Source organism: Dermacoccus sp. 147Ba (assembly GCF_004151355.1).
GTDB classification, from domain to species: Bacteria; Actinomycetota; Actinomycetes; order Actinomycetales; family Dermatophilaceae; genus Dermacoccus; species Dermacoccus abyssi.
This window is the reverse complement of record NZ_SEHL01000001.1, coordinates 261,202-281,890: the sequence shown is the minus strand read 5'-3', so window position 1 is coordinate 281,890 and position 20,689 is coordinate 261,202. Positions and strand designations below refer to the sequence as shown.

Here is a 20,689-nt window from a genome sequence, read left to right as displayed (position 1 = left end):
AGCTGGTCGAGCACGTTCGAGCGCGGCACGCCTCGGCCCGCGGGCGGTACCGCGAAGAACGCTCGTGCAAACCATCCTGCCACCTTCACCCCCGTGCAAGGATGGTCGACGGCGACCACTCGGGCGCGAGCGCGCCTCAGCGAACTGCGTCGCCTCCCCTCATCGCCTTCAGGAAGGAACCGACGCCGTGACCGGCTCGAACCTCACACGCGAGGAAGCCCTGGAGCGCAGCGCCAACATCGCTGTCGACTCCTACGACATCACGCTCGACCTCACGACGGGAGCCGAGACGTTCACGACGTCGTCGACGGTCCGTTTCAGCGCCACGCCGGGCAGTGAGACCTGGCTCGACTTCCTCGGCGAGAGCGTGGACCGCGTGGTGGTCGGCGGTGAGGACATCGCCGTCGAGTGGGACGGCGCCCGGGTGCGCGTGCCGAACCTCGCGGCCGAGAACGAGGTTCGCGTCGATGCCGTCGGCCGGTACATGAACACGGGTGAGGGCCTCCACCGCTTCGTCGACCCGGCTGACAACGAGGTCTACCTCTACTCCCAGTTCGAGGTTCCCGACGCGCGGCGCATGTACCCCGTGTTCGAACAGCCGGACCTCAAGGCGAGCTTCACCTTCACCGTCACCGCCCCGTCCCGCTGGCAGGTGCTCTCCAACGAGCCGACGCCCGAGCCGCAGCCGGCGGAGACGACCTACACCGGCCCCAACGGTGAGACCGAGCCGGCGGCCACGTGGCGCTTCGGGGCGACGCCGCGCATCTCCTGCTACATCACGGCCCTCGTGGCCGGCCCGTACGAGAAGTACACCGACGAAGTGACGTCCCGCGCGGGCACAGTGCCGCTCGGCGTCTACTGCCGCAAGTCGCTCGCGCCCCACATGGACGCCGACGAGATCTTCGACATCACCAAGCGCGGCTTCGCGTTCTTCGAGAACGAGTTCGACCAGCCTTACCCGTTCACCAAGTACGACCAGATCTTCACGCCCGAGTACAACATGGGCGCCATGGAGAACGCGGGCTGCGTCACCTTCACGGAGATGTACGTCTTCCGCGCCAAGGTGAGCGAGGCCATCATCGAGCGCCGCGCCCTCACCGTGCTGCACGAGCTCGCCCACATGTGGTTCGGCAACCTCGTCACGATGAAGTGGTGGAACGACCTGTGGCTCAACGAGTCGTTCGCCGAGTGGGCCTCGACGACGGCGCAGGCCGAAGCCACCCGTTGGGAGAGCGCCTGGACGACGTTCGGCACCTCGGAGAAGGCGTGGGCGTACCGCCAGGACCAGCTCAGCTCCACACACCCGATCGTCGCCCCGATCCGTGACCTCGCCGACGTCGAGGTGAACTTCGACGGCATCACGTACGCCAAGGGCGCCTCGGTGCTCAAGCAACTCGTCGCCTACGTCGGGCGCGAGTCGTTCACCGCCGGCCTGCGCGCGTACTTCGCGAAGTACGCGTGGCAGAACACGACGTTGCCCCAGCTGCTCGGCGAGCTGGAGTCGACGAGTGGCCGCGACCTGTCGTCCTGGTCGAAGCAGTGGCTCGAGACGGCCGGCGTCAACACGCTGCGCCCGGTCGTCGAGGTCGACGGCTCCGGTGTCATGACGCGCGTGCTCATCGAACAGAGCGCGACGAACGAACTGCCGACGCTGCGCCCCCACCGTCTCGCCGTGGGGTGCTACCGTCTCGAGGGCGACACCCTCGTGCGTACGCAGCGGGTGGAGCTCGACGTCACGGGTGAGAGCACCGAGGTCACCGAGCTCGTCGGGGTGGAGCAGCCGGATCTGCTCCTCGTCAACGACGACGACCTCGCCTACGCCAAGATCCGTCTCGACGAGCGCAGCCTCGCCACCGCCATTGCTCACCCGCGCGCCTTCACCAGCTCGCTGCCGCGTGCGCTCGTGCTCGGTGCGGCCTGGGACATGACGCGCGATGCGCAGATGCCGGCGGGCGACTTCGTCCGCATGGCGCTTGCGACCCTGCCGGGCGAGGACGACTCGACGCTGCTGCGCACCCTGCTCGGCCAGATGTCCACCGCCGCACTCACGTACTCGGCGCCCGCCAAGCGCGAGAAGCTCGTCGCCGACGTGACGGGCGGGCTGCGCTCCCTGGCCGAGGAAGCCGAAGCCGGCAGCGACGCCCAGCTGCAGCTCGTGCAGACGTTCGCATCCTTCGCCCAGAGCGAGGAAGATGTTGCGTTCGTTCGTGCGCTGCTCTCGGGTGAGCGCACCCTCGATGGTCTCACCGTCGACACCGAGATGCGCTGGACGCTGCTCGCGTCGCTCGCCGCTGCAGGTGCCGCCGACGCCGCGGAGATCGACGCCGAACTGGCCCGCGACAACACGGCCACGGGTGCCGAACGCGCGGCACGAGCTCGCGCGTCGCTGCCGACGTCCGAGGCGAAGGCGGCCGCATGGTCGTCCGTCGTCGACTCCGACGAGCTGGCCAACCAGACGATCGCCGAGACGGCGGCGGGATTCGGACACGTTCACGACGTGAGCCTGCTCGAGCCGTATGTCGAGAAGTACTTCGCGATGGCCGAGGACTACTGGGCAGGGCGCACCCACCACATCGCGGAGCTGGGCATCTCGTCGCTGTTCCCGATGGCGCTGGCCGGACCGCAGCTGCTCGACGCCGCGCAGCAGTGGCTCTCGTCGCACAGCGACTCCCCCGCGGGTCTCGTGCGCACGGTCGCCGAGAACCGTGACGCCGTCGCCCGAGCCGTCACGGCGCAGGAGTTCGACGCTCGCGCCTGATCCGGACTGATTACCGGAAGGAGGCCCCCGACACGATTCGTGTCGGGGGCCCCTACGTCGAGCCGTGCTCGAAGCTCAGCTGCGCGCCCGCACCACCCGGATGACCCGCTTGGCACGACGCGAGGTCATGAGATCGTCCAAGCTCACCCCCGACTCGTCAGGGCCCGCGACGGGGCGACGCCACAGGGCATGCACGTGGGTGACGCCGTGCTCGCCCACGATGCGCTGATCGCCCACGAGATCGGCGACACGGACCGTGAGCAGCAGGCTCGGGGCCGATGCCAGATAACGGTGCAGGGCCCCCACCTGGTCTTCCACACTCGCACGCGGCGTCGTGAGACCGCGCGCCGCGAGGGCCTCGACGAGAGCCTTGCGACGCTTCCCGGCGCGCTCCTCGTAGGCAGCGTGGTCGTCGCGCAGACCGTATCGACGTGCCTCCTCGAGGTGAGATCCCGTGAGCAGTGCTGCGCTCGGGGGCGCGTCCTTGGCGCCGAGCGAGGTCATGGCGAGCTCGGGCAGCTTCTTCGGGTCTCGCGAGCCGCTCCCCTCGGTGTCGTCGAGGAGCACGGCCGAGGAAACGACACCGCGCTCGGCGAGGTAGTCGCGGATCCACGGCTCGGTTTCGTCCTCGTCACCGGCCACGACGAGCGCGCCCGCCCGATGCGCCTCGAGCAGCAGAATGCCGATGAGCGCTTCGTGGTCGAACTGAACGTAGGTACCCGCGTCCGCAGCGTTCTCGGCCGCCGACGGCTGCGGTATCCACCACTGGCGGAACAGGGTGCCGATGCGCTCCACCCGCAGTGCGCCACTGCGAGCGAGGGTGCGACGCACGACGTCACGCCACCGTGCGTAGCCGTTCTCGGCGAGCGCCGAGGGCTTCATCGCAGCAAGGCCGAGATCGACAACCGCGCCGTCCGCGGCGCGCGCTCCGAGACGGATGTCGGCGGCGAACGCCTCCGGCCAGGCCCACTCCTCGAAGCCACCGTCGATGACGCCAGGAGCGATGTCGTGCATGACACCGATGCGCATGCCGGCCGCTTTCACCTCACGCTGCGCATCAGCGAACTGTGCGCCGGCGACCCACTGCAGCCACGCCTCGAACTCGACGTCGTCGGCGTGCTCCTCGCGGAAGGCGGCTACCTCGGGGCTGCGCGGATCCTGCAGTTCCTCGGGCCATGTGCTCGCCGGAAGACCGTGTTTCAGCGCAATGACGCACCACGTCGCGTAGTCGAACAGCCAACCCGCCTCGGACTCGACGAAGTGCCCGAAGTCGCGACGACGGCGGTGGGAACGCTCGACGTTGAAGATCATCCGCAACGCGGCTCGCTTCGACTCCCAGACCGCGTCGCGGTCGACCTCGTCCGTGAGATTGAGACGGCGGGCGTCGTCGCCGTGCCACTCGACGAGTTGGTGCTCCGCGGCCGAGAGATAACCGATCTCGGGCACCTCCTCGACGCGGATCGCGAGGGGGTCGAGCGCCGTACGGCTCGCGGGGCGATACGGGTTGGGGTCGATCGTGGGCACGGGATCGGCCGCGTTCACCGGGCCGACGTTGACGTAGTCCGCACCGCTTCGGGCGGCCCATGTGCCGAGTTCGGCGAGGTCTGCTGCATCGCCGATGCCCCACGAGCGCTCGGACCGCACGGCGTAGAGCTGGCCGGCCACTCCCCAGCCGCGCTTGGCGGCCAGATCGGGCGGCAGGGTCATCGTCGCGGGCGTGACGACGACCGGACGGACGTGACGACGGCCCCCTGCGCTCACCTGAAGTTCGTGGTAGCCCAGAGGAAGATCGCCGGGCAGGTCGAGGTCGACGACCTGAGGAGATGTGCTGTCGCTCTCGCCGGCTGCGTCGCTCTCATCCTCCCCATCTTCGCTCTTGTCCTCGTCCTCGCCTTCGGACTCGCTGCCGGTGTCCGATGGAGCGTCGAGTTCATCGTCACGCTCGAGGGGGACGATGCTGCCGTCCTCGAGCACGATGCGCGCCTCGAACTCAGCGGTCGCGGGCACGGTGAGCGTGACACTCGGGGTCCAGGACTCGCGCAGGACGAGTGCGTCAGGAAGGCCCACCACGGAAGGCGTGCCTCCATCATGGCGATCGGCACTCGGCGCCGCGTCTTCGCTGCATTCGACGCCCAGCGAGGTGAGCACCGCCTCGACGACCTCGGGCGCGACCGCTCGGGCGCGTCCCGAGCCGTCCCGGACATGGGTGGCAACGCCGTGGGCGTTCGCGAGTTCGTTGAGGGAAGGAGTGCCGGGCATAGGGCAATTCTGGCAGACGTTCCAGCCGTTCCAGCCGTTCGGCGGGATGGTTGGATGGCAGGCATGGCTGCACCGTCCTTCGTCCCCCACGCCGCCTCCCTGCCCGAGGGATGGGAGTGGCTGGTCGGCACTCCGCTGCAGATCGTCGTGGTCGTCCTGGGCGCCCTGGCCGTGCGCTGGATCCTGCACCGGGCCATCACCCGCGCGGTCCACGCGATGGAGACGCGAAGCACCACGCCGGAGGTCGTCGGCGAGGAGGGCGCTCTCTCCCCCGCGAGGGTCCGTCTGCGGGCCGCCGCTGGCCTCGACGACGAACGGCGCCGACAGCGCGCGGCAACGATGGGCTCGCTCCTGCGGTCGGTGACGACGGTCGTCGTTCTCGCCGTCGCCACCCTCACGGTCGCCGCGCAGCTCGGCATCCAGCTCGGCCCGCTCATGGCGAGCGCCGGCGTGGCAGGTGTCGCCGTCGGTTTCGGTGCGCAGTCGCTCGTCAAGGACTATCTGTCGGGCATCTTCATGATCTTCGAGGACCAGTACGGCGTCGGCGATGTCATCGACACCGGAGAAGCCGTCGGCACCGTCGAGGAGGTGACGCTGCGCATCACTCGGCTGCGCGACGCCAACGGCGTCGTCTGGTACGTGCGCAACGGCGAGATCATCCGCGTCGCGAACCGCTCCCAGGGGTGGTCGACATCGCTCGTCGACGTCCCGGTGTCGTACGACGCGGACATTCGCAAGGTCACCTCGGTGCTCGACGAGGTCGTCGACGCGCTGTGGCAGGACGAGACGTGGAGCGCCAAGCTCATCGAGCGCCCCGACGTCGCGGGTGTCGAATCGGTCGGAGGAGGCGCGATGACCTTCCGGATCATCGCCAAGACGGCACCGAACGAGAACTTCGGTGTCACGCGCGAACTGCGACGCCGCGCGGTCATCGCGCTGGAGAACGCCGGGGTGAAGGCTCCACCGCTCGTGCCGGGCTACGTCGGCGTCAACCCGAACCTGCCGCCGGTCAAGTAATCGGCGGCGGGTGAAAGACTGGGCACATGAGTGAGGCAACCCTGTACGAGAGGTTCGGAGGCCACGCGACGTTCCACCGTCTCGTCGAGGTGTTCTACGACGGCGTGGCCTCGGACGAGAAACTGCGCGCGCTCTACCCCGAGGAGGATCTCGAACCGGCGAAGCGCCGTTTCGAGATGTTCCTCGAGCAGTACTGGGGCGGCCCGACGACGTACTCGCAGGAACGCGGACACCCACGTCTGCGCATGCGCCACATGCCGTTCGCGGTCACCCCCGAGCAGCGTGATCGCTGGCTCACGCACATCATGGCTGCCTGCGACGCCGTCGATCTCGAGCCGGAACTCGATGCGCTCCTGCGCGACTACCTCGTGCGTGCTGCGTACAGCCTCGTCAACACCCCCGGCCCTGAACCGGAGAACCCGATCCGTTGAGTCTGGCCCTGCCGCCCAACGGTGAAACGCGTTTCGCGTGGGCAGACCTCGGTTGGCACACTGGGTCGGTGAGCCAAACGACCACCTGGAACAGCCAGTCCGCACCCGCCCACGACCAGACGCCAGAGGCCGAGTGGTGGCGCTCGTCGACGATCTACCAGGTCTACCCGCGCTCGTGGGTCGACTCGAACGGTGACGGCGTCGGCGACCTGCCGGGCATCACCTCGAAGCTGCCCTACCTGCGCGACCTCGGTGTCGACGCCCTGTGGATCTCCCCCTTCTACCGCTCGCCCATGGCGGACGCCGGCTACGACGTCGCCGACTACCGCGACATCGACCCGCTCTTCGGATCGCTCAGCGACGCCGATGACCTCATCAACCGCGCCCACGAACTCGACCTGCGCGTCATCGTCGACCTCGTGCCCAACCACTCCTCCGACGAGCACGAGTGGTTCAAGGCCGCCCTCGCGGCCGGCCCCGGTTCGCCGGAGCGTGAGCGCTACATGTTCCGCGACGGCAAGGGCGAGAACGGCGAGGAGGCGCCGAACGACTGGAAGGCCATCTTCGGCGGCAACGCCTGGACGCGCGTCACGGACGCAGACGGCAACCCGGAGCAGTGGTACCTGCACCTGTTCGACCCCAAGCAGCCCGACTTCAACTGGAACAACGAGGCCGTGCGAGCCGAGTTCCTCTCCATCCTGAGGTTCTGGCTGGATCGCGGTGTCGACGGCTTCCGCGTCGACGTGGCCCACAGCCTCGTCAAGGCCGAGGGTCTGCCCGATCACTCGGCGCACGCCAAGATGGCCGGCCTCTCCGACGCCAGCCACGACAACGGCGGCCCCATGTGGGACCAGGACGGCGTCCACGAGATCTACCGCGCGTGGCGTGAGGTGCTCGACTCCTACAACCCCGTCGACGCCGACGGCTACGACTCGGCCGGCGACCGGGCGATGTGCGCGGAGGCCTGGGTCAACCCGCCGGAGCGTCTCGCGCGCTACGTACGCCCGGACGAGTTCCACCAAGCCTTCAACTTCGCGTTCCTCGAGACCCCGTGGCGCGCCGCCGACATGCGCGAGAGCATCACGTCCTCGTACGCCTCGAACGACGCCGTCGGGGCACCGACGACGTGGGTGCTGAGCAACCACGACGTCGTGCGTCACGCCACGCGTTTGGCACTGCCGATCGGCGAGCCGCGCCCCAACGGCATTCGTGCCGAGGACCCGCAGCCGGACGCCGCGCTCGGCCTGCGTCGCGCCAAGGCCGCCACGGCTCTGGAGCTGGCGCTGCCCGGCGGCGCCTACCTCTACCAGGGTGAGGAGCTCGGCCTGCCCGAGCACACGACGATGGCCGACGAAGCCCGTCAGGACCCGACGTGGGAGCGTTCGGAACACACCGAGGCCGGGCGCGACGGCTGCCGCGTGCCGATGCCGTGGGCCAAGGACGCGCCGTCGTTCGGCTTCGGTTCCGGTGACGCCCCGTGGCTTCCGCAGCCCGACGTCTACGGCGAGTTGGCCGTGGACCAGCAGGACGGCGTCGCGGGCTCGACCCTCGAGTTCTACCGCCGCATGTTGCGCGAACGCCGCGCCCGCCGTCTCGGCGAAGGCGCACTGACGTGGGTCGACGGCCCGAAGGACACCGTCGCTCTCGTCAACTCGCGTGAGGGTCACGAGGATCTGTGGTGCGTGACGAACTTCGGTGCGGACACGACGCTGCCCGATGGTGCTGTCGTGGTCGTGCGCAGCGACGAGCGTGACGACCTCACGCTGCCGACCGACGTCACGGTGTGGTTCACCCGCGCCTGACCGACCCATCCCTCACGAACGTTGCCCCGGCCGAGACCGTTCTCCACCGGGGCAACGCTCACTCAGTTCCGTCCAGAGGCGAAGCGACGAGTCCGTGAGGTCACTCGCCGGGGTAGACGACGCCCAGCTGACGACGCACCTCGTCCATGAGGTCCATGACACGCAGCGTTTCGGCGTGGGTCATGAGCGGCGACTCGCGATCCCCCGCCGCGATGAGGCGCGCCGCCTCGGCGGCCTCGTAGTGGAGGGCGTGGATCGTGTCGGCGGAGCGGTACTCGTCGAGCAGCTGCCCATCGTTCGCGAGAAGCCGCACTCGCGTCGGGAAGTAGAACCAGCCGTCGATCTCGAGGCGTCCCTTCGTGCCGGCGACGACGGCCGTGTTCGGTGTCTGGGTGGCCATCGTCGTCGCAGCCTGGGCGACGACGCCGTCGGCAGCCGTGAGCACGATGACCTCGGACTCGTCGACGCCTTCATCGGTGAGCGTTCCCCGGGCGCTCACCGTGGTGAACTCGGGTACGAGCATCGCGGCGAACGACAGGGGGTAGATCCCGAGGTCGAGCAGCGCCCCTCCGGCGAGAGCAGGATCGCTCAGCCGCTGCGGGCCGTCGGGGTGGAGAGCCTGGCCATGGTCGGCGGCGATCCACTTGAGGTCGCCGATGAGTCCGGTGTCCACCGCACGACGAACGACGTCGTAGTGGGGCAGGAAGCGTGACCACATGGCCTCCATGCAGAAGACCCCCGCTTCGCGCGCCGCATCAAACACCTCACGCGCTTCGGTCGCGTTGCGCGTGAAGGCTTTCTCGACGAGCACGTGCTTGCCGGCGCGGATGGCCGCCAGTGCGTGATCGCGGTGCTCGCTGTGAGGGGAAGCGACGTACACGACGTCGACCGAGGAGTCCGCGACCAACGCGTCGTACGAGCCGTACGCAGTGGCTCCCGGAGCGAGTTCGTCGACGAAGGTCTGAGCTCGCTCCACGCTGCGCGATCCCACGGCCACGATGCGCTGCTGCGTCTCGGCCCCGATGGCGGAGGCGAATGTCCGCGCGATGCCGCCGGGTGCGATGACGCCCCACGCGAGGCCGGGAGCCTCCTGAGGGTCGGGCGTGGACGGAGCTGGAAGGCGGCGGTCGTCGGATGTACGCGTCATGCGACGACCCTATCGAGGCGTCAGCGCACGAGCACGTGGCCGACGGACGTCGACACCCGGTGCCAGCGCGCGGTGCCGAACACGTGGGCCTCCGAACCGATGGCGAAGCCGAGTGCGTAGATGCCGAGCGCCGCGCCCGCCGGAAGCCCGTCGGCACCGCCCAGATCTCCCGCGATGGGCCGGTTCCAGACCTTCTCGCGCAGCTGCTCGACGGCGGGCGCTCCCGCCCCTTGCGGCGTGCCCTCGGCCACCTCGGCGATACCGTCACGGGCGACCTGGACGAGATCCGCGAGCGGCAACCGAGCGAGTGGCGCCCACCCGGCGCGCGGCGGCGTCACCGCGGCCCACGTCGTGCGCACGGTGGTCGGAGGGACGTCGAGGACGCGGGGGTCCGCGTTGTGCCGACGCGCCAGCCGGTCACTGATCGCGCGAAGCGGCACCACGGTGTCGAGGGGGCGGGCGACCGGCTGCGCCAACCGCAGCACGCGCAGCCCGACGACGGTTCCTTCGCCCATGAGCCCGCGTCCCTTGCGCACACCCACCCAGGTGGCGAGGGTCGTGCCGTCTGCCTGGAGGCGGATGGCGCCGTCGTCCTCGAGAGTGCGGGCGCGTGAGACGAAAGTGGCGAGGTCACCCGCCGTCTCACCATCGGCCAGGTGCAGCACCTCCGTCATGATGACGAGCGCTTCGCGCTGCTGTGGCGGAACGTCACCGCCGGGCCGAGGAAGCTGGACAGGCTCTCACGGTCGATCGGATCGAGCCGACGCGGGCGCTCGGCCTCGAAGTCGTAGCCGACGAGGGTCGTCTCCGCGAGGGCGTACGTCGTCGAGCCGGCACCTGCGTCGCGCACCTCGTAGCCGATGTCGTACGACGCGCCGGTCAGCCGGGTCACCCACATGGCGACCTCGATCGGTTCGATGCGGAACACGAGAGGCGCGCGGTACTCGATCTCGTGGCGCGCCACGATGATTCCCTCACCGACGACCGATCGAGCACGCCCGAACCATTCGGCGAAGGCGAGGATGCGGGCGTCCTCGAGGAGCCGCAGGAACTGCACGTTGTTGACGTGCCCGTAGGCATCCATGTCGGACCAGCGCAAGGGCACGGGGACGACGGAGCAGCGGTCGGGAGCGAAACTCATACCTGCATTGTGGCGCGTCGGGTGACGAACCGTGCAGCCGCCGTCCACCAAACGTTCACTAACGCTCGTTTCCGGTGGGTAACCTCTGCGGGTGAGCGAAAACAAGGATGAAACGCAGGAATCGGTCGACCCCATGGCTTCGCTGCTGCACGTACTCGACCTGCAGCCGGTCGGAAATGCAACCGTGAGCGCCACGTTCAGCGCCCAGACGAGCCTCGCCGACCTCGGTCAGAGCCGCGCCGACGTCTTCGTCGGTGAGTCCCAGCCGCAGCCACACGGCCGGATCTTCGGGGGGCAGGTTCTCGCCCAGTGCGTCATCGCAGCAGGACGCACGGTGACACCCGGAGACGGGAAGCCGCCCCGCTTCATCCACTCCCTCCACGGCTACTTCCTGCGCCCCGGCGACTCGATGCAGCCCGTACACTTCGCCGTGGAGCGGCTGCGTGACGGCGGTTCCTTCTCCGCGCGCCGGGTTCACGCCATCCAGAAGGGCGCGCCCATCATGAGCGTCATCATGAGCTTCCAGGAGGAGGCCGAGGGCATCGACCACCAGGTGCCCATGCCCGAGGTCACCGACCCGCTCGACCTCCCGACGACAGCGGACGTCGTCGGCGACATCGACCACCCGATCGCGCAGCACTGGGCGCACGGGCGGGCGGTCGACGTCCGTCACGTCGAGGGCGCGCTCTACCTGCAGCCCGCATCCGAACGCACGCCGCAGCAGCACCTGTGGATGCGCACGTTGAGCGCCATCCCGGACGACCCGCTGCTCGGCGCCGCCGTGCTCGCGTATGCCTCCGACTACACGATGCTCGAGTCGGCGATGCGAGCGAACGGCGTCGCCTGGGTGACGCCGGGCTTCCGGGCCGCGAGCCTCGACCACGCGATGTGGTTCCACCGCCCGGTGCGCCTCGACGACTGGATCCTCTACGCGCAGGATTCGCCGTCGGCCCAGGGCGGACGCGGGCTCGGCACGGGGCGGATGTTCACCCGTGACGGCACGCTCATCGCGACGGTCGCGCAGGAGGGCATGATGCGCATCAAGGATCTCTCGGTCCTGAATTGACCTTCTGGACGCGGTCGTCGCACCCACACGGTGGACCGCGCGTGACTTTCGCCGAGGAACGGTGTGAGGTGGGGCCATGACGGACATCGATCGCGACATCACCCTCTCCGGCTCCCTGGTGCGCCTCGAGCCCCTCTCCCACGATCACCACGACGGGCTCGTCGAGGCGACAAACGACGGGCAGATGTGGACCCGGTGGTACGCGTCCGTGCCGCGCCCGGACGCCGTCGGACAGATGATCGACGACCGTCTGCGCCTCAAGGACGAGGGTTCGATGGTGCCGTTCGCTGCGGTGCGCACGTCCGACGGCGTCGTGCTGGGCAGTACGGCGTTCTACGACATCCGCCCCGAGGTACCGCGCGTGTCGATCGGCTACACGTGGAATCGCGTGTCGGCGCACGGCAGCGGAACGAACGTCGAGAGCAAGCTGCTGCTCATGACCTACGCCTTCGAGACGGCCGGGTGTGCGGCCGTCCGGTACGAGACCAGTTGGTCCAACCAGCAGTCACGCGCCGCCATCGAGCGACTCGGCGCACATCTCGACGGTGTCCTTCGCGCCGATCGCCTCGAGAGCAACGGCGCGCTGCGCGACACCGTCGTCTACTCGATCCTCTCCCACGAGTGGCCGAGCGCGAAGGCCAACCTGGAGTTGCGCCTCGCCCGCCACTGCGGTTGAGTCAGCCGGCGGCGCTCCAGTAGGCCTGGGCGTGGATCCGTTCCTTACCGACACCGTGATCCTTGCGCAGGGCTCGCACGACGGCTCGCGTGGCCGAGGCCTCAGTCGTGACCCAGAAGCGCGTCGTGGCTTCGCCCGCGAAGTCGTGCGTGCGAGTGAGCAGCGCCTCGTCGCCCATGGCGAACCACTCGACGTCTGTAGCGGCCGCTAGGCCGAGTGGAATGTCGCGGTCGTCGTCGTACTCGCTGTGCAGGAGCACCGTTGCCGGAGCCTCGGACCAGTGATCCAGCAATGACCGAATGGCAGGTACGCACGCCGTACCGCCGATGAGGACCGTTCGCTCCCAGGACGTTCCGGGCGCCGGCTTCTCGGACGGCCAGGGGCACTTGGAGCCGAGCAAGGACGCGCGAATGCGGGTGCCGGCGGTGACGTTCTGCGACCAACGAGCGGCCACGCCGTCGTGGAGCGCGAATTCGAGGGTGGCGCGGCCGCTCGCCTCGTCGGCGTCGACGAGGGTGAAGGCACGCTGGTGGTCCTTGCCGTCGTCGTCGAACCACAGGCGAAGCCACATCGACGGGTGCACCCCGTGGCTGCGCAGGAAGTCGCCGCAGTCGACGTGCACGCGGTGGTAGTGAGGCGTGAGGGGTTCGCTTCCGAGCACGACCAGCTCGGTGTTCTTGGCGCCGAAGGCGTTGACGACTAGGCGCTCGAACGAGGGTGACATGGTTCCCTTTCGCACGGGGTAGGACGCAGTCACCCTAACTTAGGTAACCCTCATACAGCCGTCTGCAGGGTCACTGACCCAATTTCGGCGGCTCCCCCTCGCCTGAACCTGTGAGGCCACGAACCCAACACCCTCGGAGCCGCCCCGACAACACAAGCGGAACCACGCTGGAAGCGGACTCGGAGCGCACGAAAGCCCACGGTGTGACCCGAGCTTGCGAGGGTCACACCGTGGGCTTTCGTGAAGCGACGCCCGACGCGCTGTCGCACCGAGCGAACTGAGCGAGCTTGCGAGGTCAGTTCGCCGGAAGACGGCGCAAGGGAGAGGCTGCCTGTCGCACCGAGGAACTCAACCCGGAAGACGGGCCAATGATCGGCTAATCGCGCGTGAGGCGGCGGTGCGTCACGCGGTGGGGGCGTGCGGCTTCGGCACCGAGGCGCTCGATCTTGTTCTTCTCGTAGTCGTCGAAGTTGCCTTCGAACCAGTACCACGCCGAGGGGTTCTCGTCGGTGCCTTCGTAGGCGAGGATGTGCGTCGCGACGCGGTCGAGGAACCAGCGATCGTGGCTGATGACCACGGCGCAGCCCGGGAAGTTGAGCAGCGCGTTCTCGAGGGAGCCGAGGGTTTCGACGTCGAGGTCGTTGGTCGGCTCGTCGAGAAGGAGCAGGTTGCCGCCCTGCTTGAGGGTGAGCGCGAGGTTGAGGCGGTTGCGCTCACCACCGGAGAGGACACCGGCCTTCTTCTGCTGGTCCGGCCCCTTGAAGCCGAACTGCGAAACATACGCACGGGCCGGGATCTCGACCTGACCGACCTGGATGTGGTCGTTTCCTTCGGAGACGACCTCGAACAGGGTGGCTTCGGAGTCGATGCCGCCGCGGTTCTGGTCGACGTAGCTGATCGAGACCGTGTCACCGATCTTGACGGTGCCCCCGTCGGGCTCTTCGAGGCCGACGATGGTCTTGAAGAGTGTCGTCTTGCCGACACCGTTCGGGCCGATGACGCCGACGATGCCGTTACGCGGAAGCGTGAACGACAGACCGTCGATGAGGACGCGGTCGCCGAAGCCCTTCTTGAGGTCGGTGACCTCGATGACCTGGGCGCCGAGGCGCGGGCCCGGCGGGATCTGGATTTCCTCGAAGTCGAGCTTGCGCGTGCGCTCGGCCTCGGCAGCCATCTCCTCGTAGCGGGCGAGGCGGGCCTTGCTCTTCGTCTGGCGAGCCTTGGCGTTGGAGCGGACCCACTCGAGCTCGTCCTTCAGGCGCTTCGCGAGCTTCTGATCCTTCTTGCCCTGGACCGTGAGGCGCTCCTGCTTCTTCTCCAGGTAGGTGGAGTAGTTGCCCTCGTAGGGGTAGAGGCGGCCGCGGTCGACCTCGCAGATCCAGCCGGCGATGTTGTCGAGGAAGTACCGGTCGTGGGTCACGGCGAGCACAGCGCCGGCGTAGGAGGCGAGGTGCTGCTCGAGCCAGAGGACGGACTCCGCGTCGAGGTGGTTGGTGGGCTCGTCGAGCAGGAGAAGGTCGGGCTTCTGCAGCAGGAGCTTGCACAGGGCGACGCGGCGCTTCTCGCCACCGGAGAGCACGCTGACGTCTGCGTCACCGGGCGGGCACCGCAGGGCGTCCATGGCCTGCTCGAGCTGGCTGTCGAGATCCCACGCGTCAGCCGCGTCGATCTTCTCCTGGAGCTTGCCCATCTCCTCCATGAGGGCGTCGAAGTCGGCGTCCGGTTCGGCCATCTCGGCGGAGATCTCGTTGTAGCGGTCGAGATCCTGCTTGATCTGCCCGAGACCCTCTTCGACGTTGCCGCGCACGGTCTTGTCCTCGTTGAGCGGCGGCTCCTGCAGCAGGATGCCCACCGAGTAGCCGGGCGACAGGCGTGCTTCGCCGTTGCTCGGCTGGTCGAGGCCGGCCATGATCTTGAGGATGGTCGACTTGCCGGCGCCGTTCGGGCCGACGACGCCGATCTTCGCTCCCGGGTAGAACGACATCGAGACGTCGTCGAGGATCACCTTGTCGCCAACGGCCTTGCGCGCCTTGGTCATGGTGTAGATGAACTCTGCCATGGCTCAGAGGCTATCTGTTTCGCGCGGCACGGCGCGACTCGTCACTGCGCACCCGCCCTGTTCCGACGCCGGAGACCGGGCTCACGGGTCCGGGCTCCTGACACGCACGCCGTCGCGTTCGCTCACGAGGCGAGCCGCTCTCCCTGTTCTGTCGCGGCGTCGCCGGTGTCCGCCTGGCCGTTCATGTCGGCCGCACCGACCTCCTTGCCCTCGGTCACCGCGTCCTGCCGCGCATCGCTGTCGCCCTCATCCGGCGCGAGGTCACCCTCCAGCTCACGCATGGCGAGGGTGACGGCGTCGTCGGCCAGACGGTCATTGCTCGGGATGACCGGCCGGACGCTCTTGGTGAACGTGCTATGACCGAACCGCAACGACGGCCCGATGTCGTGGGCGTCGATCTGTGCGCTCGTGCGCAGTTCGCCGTCACGCGCTTCGTACTGCGTGAGCCGCAAGCGCCCGGTGACCATGACGTGCTGGCCCTTGGTGAGCGAGTGGTAGGCGTTGCCCGCGAGCGCCCGAAAGGCCGTGACGCTGAAGAACTGCGCTTCGCCGTCGCTCCACGAATCGTCCTCGGCGTTCCAGCGGCGCGGGTTGACCGCGATGCGGAAACTGACGAAGGGATCACCGGCCCGCGTTTCCCGCAGGACGGGGTCGCTCACCACGGTGCCGCTGACATCGACCTTCACTTCGTTCATGACTCTCTCCTCCTCGTGTGCACCGAACCGGGTTCGGCGACGGGCACTCACCCACGCCGACGACGCTAGGAACGTCGCCCGTCACCTGACCAGGGCAGAGCCTTCGAGGGTGTGGAAAGGCCTCCCCGGAACGTGTCCGGGGAGGCCTTTCCACAGGTGAGAGTTACTCCGAGGCTTGTGCAAGCGCCTTCGCCGTGTCGTCGTGACGCGTCACGACTGCGGCGACCGGCGCCACAATGCGCTCCTGGGCAACCTCCGTGATGGCCGCGTACAGGCGCTCACGAGCGTCGTCGCGAGCACGCGCCGCACCGGCGCGGGCAAGGGATCGCGCCAACAGGGCGAGCAGGAAGCCGAGCAACAGCCCGACCACGAGCATGACGAGCGGAATCGGCAACCAGTCGCCACCGAGCGTCGGCACTCCGACGTGGATCTGCATCATGCTGAAGCCGAAGAGCACGAGCAGCCACACGGCCCCCGCGAGCGCCACCGCGGCGAAGATCCACTGGAGTACGGCGGCAACGCCCCACCACGCGGGGAAACGTCCGCGCAACGGAGTACGCATCACGGCCTGGTCGAGCGCGTCAGCCATCGAGCCGTCCCGCGGCGTGGCGGCGGCGCGCACCTCGTCGGCCCACGGAGCAGGCATCCCGTCGGAGGCCCGCTCGCCGAGGCGCCTCGTCGCGAGATCGACGGCTGCGCGGGCAGCGGGGCTCGCCGGCGGCAGCGACGACTTTCCGAGAGCGATGCGGCGGTCCGCACGGCTGAGGTTCGCTTCGGCCTGGGTATCGAGACCCAGACGGGAGAGCGGCTTGGCCTTGAGGTTCTGCGTCCAGCGCGTGAACGGCCAACCGGTGCGGCGGGCCGCTTCGACCCGGTAGTCGCGTTCCACAGCGTCGAGCGCCACGTTGACACCGGCGGAGTCTGCGAGCGCCGAGACGAGTTCGTCGTTCGATCCGGTGACCCGCTGGGGACGAACGGCTCCGACGTGCGAGTTGAGGCGCTGTGCATGGTGCCGCAGATCGCCGGCCAGACGTCGGTCGGAGGCGTTCTTCGACTGCACGAGGTCGGCGAGGGCGTCGATGAGCAACTCGCCGCCACCCGTGGCGATCGTCGAGGTCGGCAGAACGACAGCATCGGTCAGCCCGTCCTCCTCGAGCAGACGCGTGAGGTCGGCGAGGCAGCTCTGCGCGGCCTCGGGCGTGAGCCGGTCGACCTGGTTGAGGACGACGACGGACGTCGCCTTCGCGACGGCCAGCTGGCGCACGTACTGCTCGTGCAGGACGGCGTCGGCGTACTTCTGCGGGTCGGTGACCCACACGAACAGGTCACACATCTCGAGCACGCGGTCGGCCTCGGCACGGTGCTCGCGCACGCGGGAATCGAAGTCGGGAAGGTCGAGGAGCACGAGGCCGTCGAGCTCGGCGTAGCGCGGCATGCTCGGGTGCACCTGGTGACGTGCGGAGATGTCGAGCCAGTCGAGCAGTTCTCCCGGCACGCTCTCGCCCCAGATGGCGGCGGAGGCGCGCGAGGTCGTCGGACGTCGCGCACCGATGCGGGAGACGGGCTCCCCGACGAGGAGGTTGAACAAGCTCGACTTGCCGGAGCCCGTAGCGCCGGCCAGGGCGACGACGGTGTGGTCGCCCCCGAGGCGCGAACGTTCGGCGACGCGCGCCAGGAGCTTGCGAGCCACTGCGGCGTCGTCGGCGGGCAGAGCCGCCCCGCCGAGCGTCAGCGCGCGCTGGAGAGCGCTGGCGCGGCCGTCGACCTCCTCGCGCGACACCGGGGCCACGACGGGGCGCTCCTCGCGCTTACCGCGGGCGAACGGGTTCCAACTCATCGTGCGTCCTTCACGGCCGCGAGGGCCTTCTCGATGCGCTCGGCGGCGCCTGGAGCGAGCGCGACCTCTGCGAGGGCTGCGTCGTAGCGCTGCTCCTCACGCTCGAACAGCTCGGTGATGCGCTCAAGCAGCATGCCGCGGGCCCGGTTCGCCAGGGTACGAACGGCCTGGTCGCCGAAAATCGCTTCGAGGAGGCGCTGCGCGAGAACGGCCGAGCCTCCCGCGATGCCGACCTCCGCACCGCTCAGACCGTACGTCGAGGCGAACGTGATGAGCATGAGCATGACGGCGATGCCGTTGACGCCGAAGGCGAGGAAGCGCGCTGTCGTGCGCTTGTCGCCTGCCTCTTCCCGCACGAGGTCGAGCACATCGCCCTGCCAGTCGCGGACGAGACGTTCGACCGTGGACGTGAGCTCGGGGCTCGCGGCGTTCAGTTCGGGGTGGCGGGCCATGATCGGCTTGCCCGCAGGGTCGAGTCGCCAGGCGCGGCCCGCGTCGAGGGCAGCCGATTCTCCGTGCGACGTGACGAGCTGTGCGACACCGGACTGGAGGGCCTCCCCCAGATCACGAGCCGGAGCAGCGGTCTCGGTGCGGGCGCGGAAGAAGCCGGTGACACGATCGCGGAGCTTGCTCACGCCGGCCTCGAACTGCTTGAGCAGCTCGCCGGTACCGACGAGTTCCTGCCAGCGCGCGAGCACCTCGCCGCGCAGCAGGGTGCCGTCCTTGAGGCCTTCCTCGACCGCGCGCAGCTGCTCGGAGTAAGCCTCGGACGCGGCGCCGGCCAACGTCGTCGCCGCCTCGTGCTGCGCGCGTCCGGCGGCGACAGCACCGCGGGCGCGCCCGTCGAGGGAGTCGAGTGCCCCGTCGAGCGTTCGACGGATGACGACCTGACGCGACAGGGCGTCGTTGGCCAGCGAGTGCAGCCAGCTGGAGATACGCTCGACCTCGATGTGCGGCAGCATGCCGTTCTCTTCGAGCGGCGATTCTGCGACGGCGAACACCGGCGACTGGCCGAGGCCCTGCGCCGCGAGCATGCGCGCGAGGTCGGCGCGCACCTCCTCCATCGCGTCACGAGGCACGCGGTCGAGCACGACGGCCACGGACGTCCCGCGGTCGATGGCCTGCTCGAGCATCTCCCACGGCACGGCGTCGGCGTAGCGGACAGCGGTCGTGACGAAGAGCCACAGATCAGCCGCGGAAAGCAGCTGGCGCGCAAGGTCGCGGTTGGCGGAGACGACCGAGTCGATGTCAGGGGCGTCGAGCAGCGCGAGACCGCGGGGCACGGAGGCGGACGCGACGAGGCGCAGCGACGACGGGTCGTCACCCTGCGTCGCAGCGCCGGTGATGCGCGAGAGACCCGGCAGGACGCGCTCGCCGGTGAACCATTGAGCGTCCGAGGGGTGGTGGATGAGCACCGAGGCTCGCGTCGTCGGGCGCAGGACGCCGGAGCGTGTCACCTGCTCACGCACGATGGAGTTGACCAGCGTCGACTTGCCTGCGCCCGTCGAGCCACCGATGACGGCGAGCAGCGGGGCGTCGAGGGATTCGAGGCGCGGCAGGATGTAGTCGTCGAGCTGCGACACGAGCTCCCCCTGCTCGCGGCGCTGCTTGGCGACGTCAGCCGTCTCGAAAGGGAGGGCGTTGGCGGCGACAGCGGCACGCAACTCGCCCACGGCGCGGTGCAGGCGCGCACCGTCGAAAACTTCGTTCACCCGTACAGTCTCGTATGCCGTTGGCGCGCACTCAACTCGGAACGCGTCAGGATGTGAAGAGTTGCTGACCCACGAAGCCGCCCTTGGGCACTCCCGGCGGCACGGCGAACAAGCCGGAACCTGAGTGCTTGAGGTACTCCATGAGCGCATCCTCACGCGACATCCGCATCTGCATGGGGATGTACTGGCGTGACGGCCGCCGCACGTAGGCGAGGAAGAAGAGCCCCGCGTCGAGTCGTCCCAAGGCATCGTTTCCGTCGGTGAAGTTGTAACCGCGTCGCAGCATCTGCGCGCCGCCGTTGTTCTTCGGGTGGGCGAGGAAGACGTGCGAGTTCTTCGCGATGAGCGGCTCGCCCCCGCGTCCCTTGACGTCGAACTTCGGCTCGTCGAACTCCTTGCCGCCGGAAAGCGGCGCACCTTCGGGGCGGTCACGCCCGATGATGGCTTCCTGCTCGCGCAGGCTCGATCGGTCCCAGGTCTCGAGGTGCATCGTGATGCGACGTGCCACGAGGTAGGAGCCGCCTGCCATCCAGTCGGCCTTCGGGTCGTCACCGCGGGCGACCCACACGTGGTCGTCGACGACGTCACGGCTCTCGGCCTTGATGTTGGCCGTACCGTCCTTGAAGCCGAAGAGGTTGCGCGGCGTGGCCTGGCTCGTCGAGGTCGAGCTGGTACGCCCGAAACCGAGCTGCGCCCACCGGATGGCGGCCAGTCCGAAGGCGATGCGAGACAGGTTGCGGATGGCGTGCACGGCCACCTGGGGGTCGTCGGCACAGGCTTGAACGGCGATGTCGCCGCCACTGCGGCGCGGGTCGAGTTTGTCGGCCGGGAAGTGCGGCAGTTCGCGCAGTTCCTTGGGCTGCTTGTCCGCGAGCCCGAACCGGTCCTTGCCCTTCTCGTCGCGGAACAGCGTCGGGCCGAAGCCGAAGGTGATCGTCAGGCCGGACGGCGGAAGGTCTTCGGCCTCACCCGTGTCGGCGGGTGGCGCGTCGTAGGCGGTGGCCTCGTCGGAGGCCGTCTCGCCGCGCATCATGCGTGCGGCGGCGAGGCTCCACGCCCGCAGGAGCGACTCGAGTTCGTCGCGCGTCGTGGCAGTGACGTCGAACGTCGCGAAGTAGAGCCTGTCCTGCGCGGGCGTCACGATGCCCGCTTGGTGTTCCCCGAAGAAGTCGTAGGTGCGCTCCCCCGGCGACGGCTTTTCATCGGCTGCAGCGTGAGAGGCACCCCACCCCCCCGCGAAACCGGCAGCACCGAGTGCCGCTCCACCACCGGCGAAGCCGAGCATCCCGCGGCGCGAGACGTTCGCCATGCTCACTCTCCTCCTTCGCGTGCGGTTTCCCGCGCGGTTACCTTCGCCCCCACGCC

At 68.9% G+C, this 20,689-nt stretch carries 16 protein-coding genes; 6 read left to right on the top strand and 10 right to left on the bottom strand.

All coding sequences use genetic code 11. The features are described from left to right. The first annotated feature begins 187 nt into the window (after positions 1 to 187). Positions 188 to 2,758, top strand: a complete 2,571-nt coding sequence (pepN, locus tag EVU97_RS01340) for an aminopeptidase N (RefSeq protein ID WP_129662873.1) — start codon at positions 188 to 190, stop codon at positions 2,756 to 2,758. A gap of 75 nt (positions 2,759 to 2,833) precedes the next feature. Here pepN and malQ read toward each other — a convergent pair whose 3' ends face one another. Next, positions 2,834 to 5,017, bottom strand: a complete 2,184-nt coding sequence (malQ, locus tag EVU97_RS01335) for a 4-alpha-glucanotransferase (RefSeq protein WP_129662871.1) — start codon at positions 5,015 to 5,017, stop codon at positions 2,834 to 2,836. Positions 5,018 to 5,080: 63 nt separating this feature from the next. On the opposite strand from malQ, the gene EVU97_RS01330 reads away from it, so the two are divergent. From EVU97_RS01330 to EVU97_RS01320, 3 genes are all read left to right on the top strand, one after another. Next, a complete protein-coding gene (locus EVU97_RS01330; RefSeq protein WP_129662868.1) occupies positions 5,081 to 6,034 on the top strand; it encodes a mechanosensitive ion channel family protein in 954 nt (317 codons plus the stop codon). Between the two features lie 26 nt (positions 6,035 to 6,060). Then, a complete protein-coding gene (locus tag EVU97_RS01325; RefSeq protein WP_129662866.1) occupies positions 6,061 to 6,465 on the top strand; it encodes a globin in 405 nt (134 codons plus the stop codon). 68 nt (positions 6,466 to 6,533) lie between these two features. After that, on the top strand, positions 6,534 to 8,267 hold the full coding sequence (locus tag EVU97_RS01320) for a glycoside hydrolase family 13 protein (RefSeq protein WP_129662864.1): 1,734 nt from the start codon (positions 6,534 to 6,536) through the stop codon (positions 8,265 to 8,267). A gap of 100 nt (positions 8,268 to 8,367) precedes the next feature. On the opposite strand, the gene EVU97_RS01315 is transcribed toward EVU97_RS01320, so the two are convergent. The 3 genes from EVU97_RS01315 to EVU97_RS01305 are packed head-to-tail and all read right to left on the bottom strand — an operon-like array spanning position 8,368 to position 10,555. After that, the gene (locus EVU97_RS01315; protein WP_129662862.1) at positions 8,368 to 9,414 is read right to left on the bottom strand and encodes a Gfo/Idh/MocA family protein; all 1,047 of its coding nucleotides are present in this window, start codon (positions 9,412 to 9,414) and stop codon (positions 8,368 to 8,370) included. 20 nt (positions 9,415 to 9,434) lie between these two features. After that, positions 9,435 to 10,088, bottom strand: coding sequence for a hypothetical protein (locus EVU97_RS01310; protein WP_129662860.1), 654 nt, complete (start codon positions 10,086 to 10,088; stop codon positions 9,435 to 9,437). Next, a complete protein-coding gene (locus tag EVU97_RS01305) occupies positions 10,085 to 10,555 on the bottom strand; it encodes a thioesterase family protein (RefSeq protein ID WP_129662857.1) in 471 nt (156 codons plus the stop codon). The genes EVU97_RS01310 and EVU97_RS01305 overlap by 4 nt, the downstream gene beginning before the upstream one ends. A 91-nt stretch (positions 10,556 to 10,646) precedes the next feature. Here EVU97_RS01305 and EVU97_RS01300 point away from each other — a divergent pair, with 91 nt between their 5' ends. Next, positions 10,647 to 11,621 (top strand): acyl-CoA thioesterase, encoded by a 975-nt coding sequence (locus EVU97_RS01300; RefSeq protein ID WP_370448505.1) that lies wholly within the window; start codon positions 10,647 to 10,649, stop codon positions 11,619 to 11,621. A gap of 76 nt (positions 11,622 to 11,697) precedes the next feature. Continuing rightward, entirely contained in the window at positions 11,698 to 12,297 is a 600-nt protein-coding gene (locus tag EVU97_RS01295; protein WP_129662855.1) for a GNAT family N-acetyltransferase, read from the top strand. A gap of 1 nt (position 12,298) precedes the next feature. Here the strand turns inward: EVU97_RS01295 and EVU97_RS01290 are convergent, their stop codons facing one another. The 6 genes from EVU97_RS01290 to efeB form a co-directional block, all read right to left on the bottom strand. After that, a complete protein-coding gene (locus EVU97_RS01290) occupies positions 12,299 to 13,021 on the bottom strand; it encodes a siderophore-interacting protein (RefSeq protein WP_047311351.1) in 723 nt (240 codons plus the stop codon). 376 nt (positions 13,022 to 13,397) lie between these two features. Continuing rightward, on the bottom strand, positions 13,398 to 15,080 hold the full coding sequence (gene ettA, locus EVU97_RS01285; RefSeq protein WP_047311350.1) for an energy-dependent translational throttle protein EttA: 1,683 nt from the start codon (positions 15,078 to 15,080) through the stop codon (positions 13,398 to 13,400). A gap of 122 nt (positions 15,081 to 15,202) precedes the next feature. Further along, positions 15,203 to 15,775: a single-stranded DNA-binding protein gene (gene ssb, locus EVU97_RS01280; RefSeq protein ID WP_129662853.1), complete on the bottom strand. Its 573-nt coding sequence runs from the start codon at positions 15,773 to 15,775 to the stop codon at positions 15,203 to 15,205. Between the two features lie 163 nt (positions 15,776 to 15,938). After that, on the bottom strand, positions 15,939 to 17,612 hold the full coding sequence (locus EVU97_RS01275; protein WP_129662850.1) for a GTPase family protein: 1,674 nt from the start codon (positions 17,610 to 17,612) through the stop codon (positions 15,939 to 15,941). Beyond that, entirely contained in the window at positions 17,609 to 19,324 is a 1,716-nt protein-coding gene (locus tag EVU97_RS01270) for a dynamin family protein (protein WP_129662848.1), read from the bottom strand. Before EVU97_RS01270 ends, EVU97_RS01275 begins: the two co-directional genes overlap by 4 nt. A gap of 46 nt (positions 19,325 to 19,370) precedes the next feature. Then, positions 19,371 to 20,633 carry an iron uptake transporter deferrochelatase/peroxidase subunit gene (efeB, locus tag EVU97_RS01265; protein ID WP_129662845.1) on the bottom strand — a complete coding sequence of 421 codons (1,263 nt, stop codon included), beginning with the start codon at positions 20,631 to 20,633 and terminating at the stop codon, positions 19,371 to 19,373. Positions 20,634 to 20,689 lie beyond the last annotated feature (56 nt).

Excerpts from the sequence above, each read along its gene's own strand:
- malQ (WP_129662871.1), bottom strand. The coding sequence starts at position 5,017 with ATGCCCGGCACTCCTTCCCTCAACGAACTCGCGAACGCCCACGGCGTT.
- EVU97_RS01330 (WP_129662868.1), top strand. The coding sequence starts at position 5,081 with ATGGCTGCACCGTCCTTCGTCCCCCACGCCGCCTCCCTGCCCGAGGGA.
- EVU97_RS01325 (WP_129662866.1), top strand. The coding sequence starts at position 6,061 with ATGAGTGAGGCAACCCTGTACGAGAGGTTCGGAGGCCACGCGACGTTC.
- EVU97_RS01315 (WP_129662862.1), bottom strand. The coding sequence starts at position 9,414 with ATGACGCGTACATCCGACGACCGCCGCCTTCCAGCTCCGTCCACGCCC.
- EVU97_RS01310 (WP_129662860.1), bottom strand. The coding sequence starts at position 10,088 with ATGACGGAGGTGCTGCACCTGGCCGATGGTGAGACGGCGGGTGACCTC.
- EVU97_RS01305 (WP_129662857.1), bottom strand. The coding sequence starts at position 10,555 with ATGAGTTTCGCTCCCGACCGCTGCTCCGTCGTCCCCGTGCCCTTGCGC.
- EVU97_RS01295 (WP_129662855.1), top strand. The coding sequence starts at position 11,698 with ATGACGGACATCGATCGCGACATCACCCTCTCCGGCTCCCTGGTGCGC.
- EVU97_RS01290 (WP_047311351.1), bottom strand. The coding sequence starts at position 13,021 with ATGTCACCCTCGTTCGAGCGCCTAGTCGTCAACGCCTTCGGCGCCAAG.
- ettA (WP_047311350.1), bottom strand. The coding sequence starts at position 15,080 with ATGGCAGAGTTCATCTACACCATGACCAAGGCGCGCAAGGCCGTTGGC.
- ssb (WP_129662853.1), bottom strand. The coding sequence starts at position 15,775 with ATGAACGAAGTGAAGGTCGATGTCAGCGGCACCGTGGTGAGCGACCCC.
- EVU97_RS01275 (WP_129662850.1), bottom strand. The coding sequence starts at position 17,612 with ATGAGTTGGAACCCGTTCGCCCGCGGTAAGCGCGAGGAGCGCCCCGTC.
- efeB (WP_129662845.1), bottom strand. The coding sequence starts at position 20,633 with ATGGCGAACGTCTCGCGCCGCGGGATGCTCGGCTTCGCCGGTGGTGGA.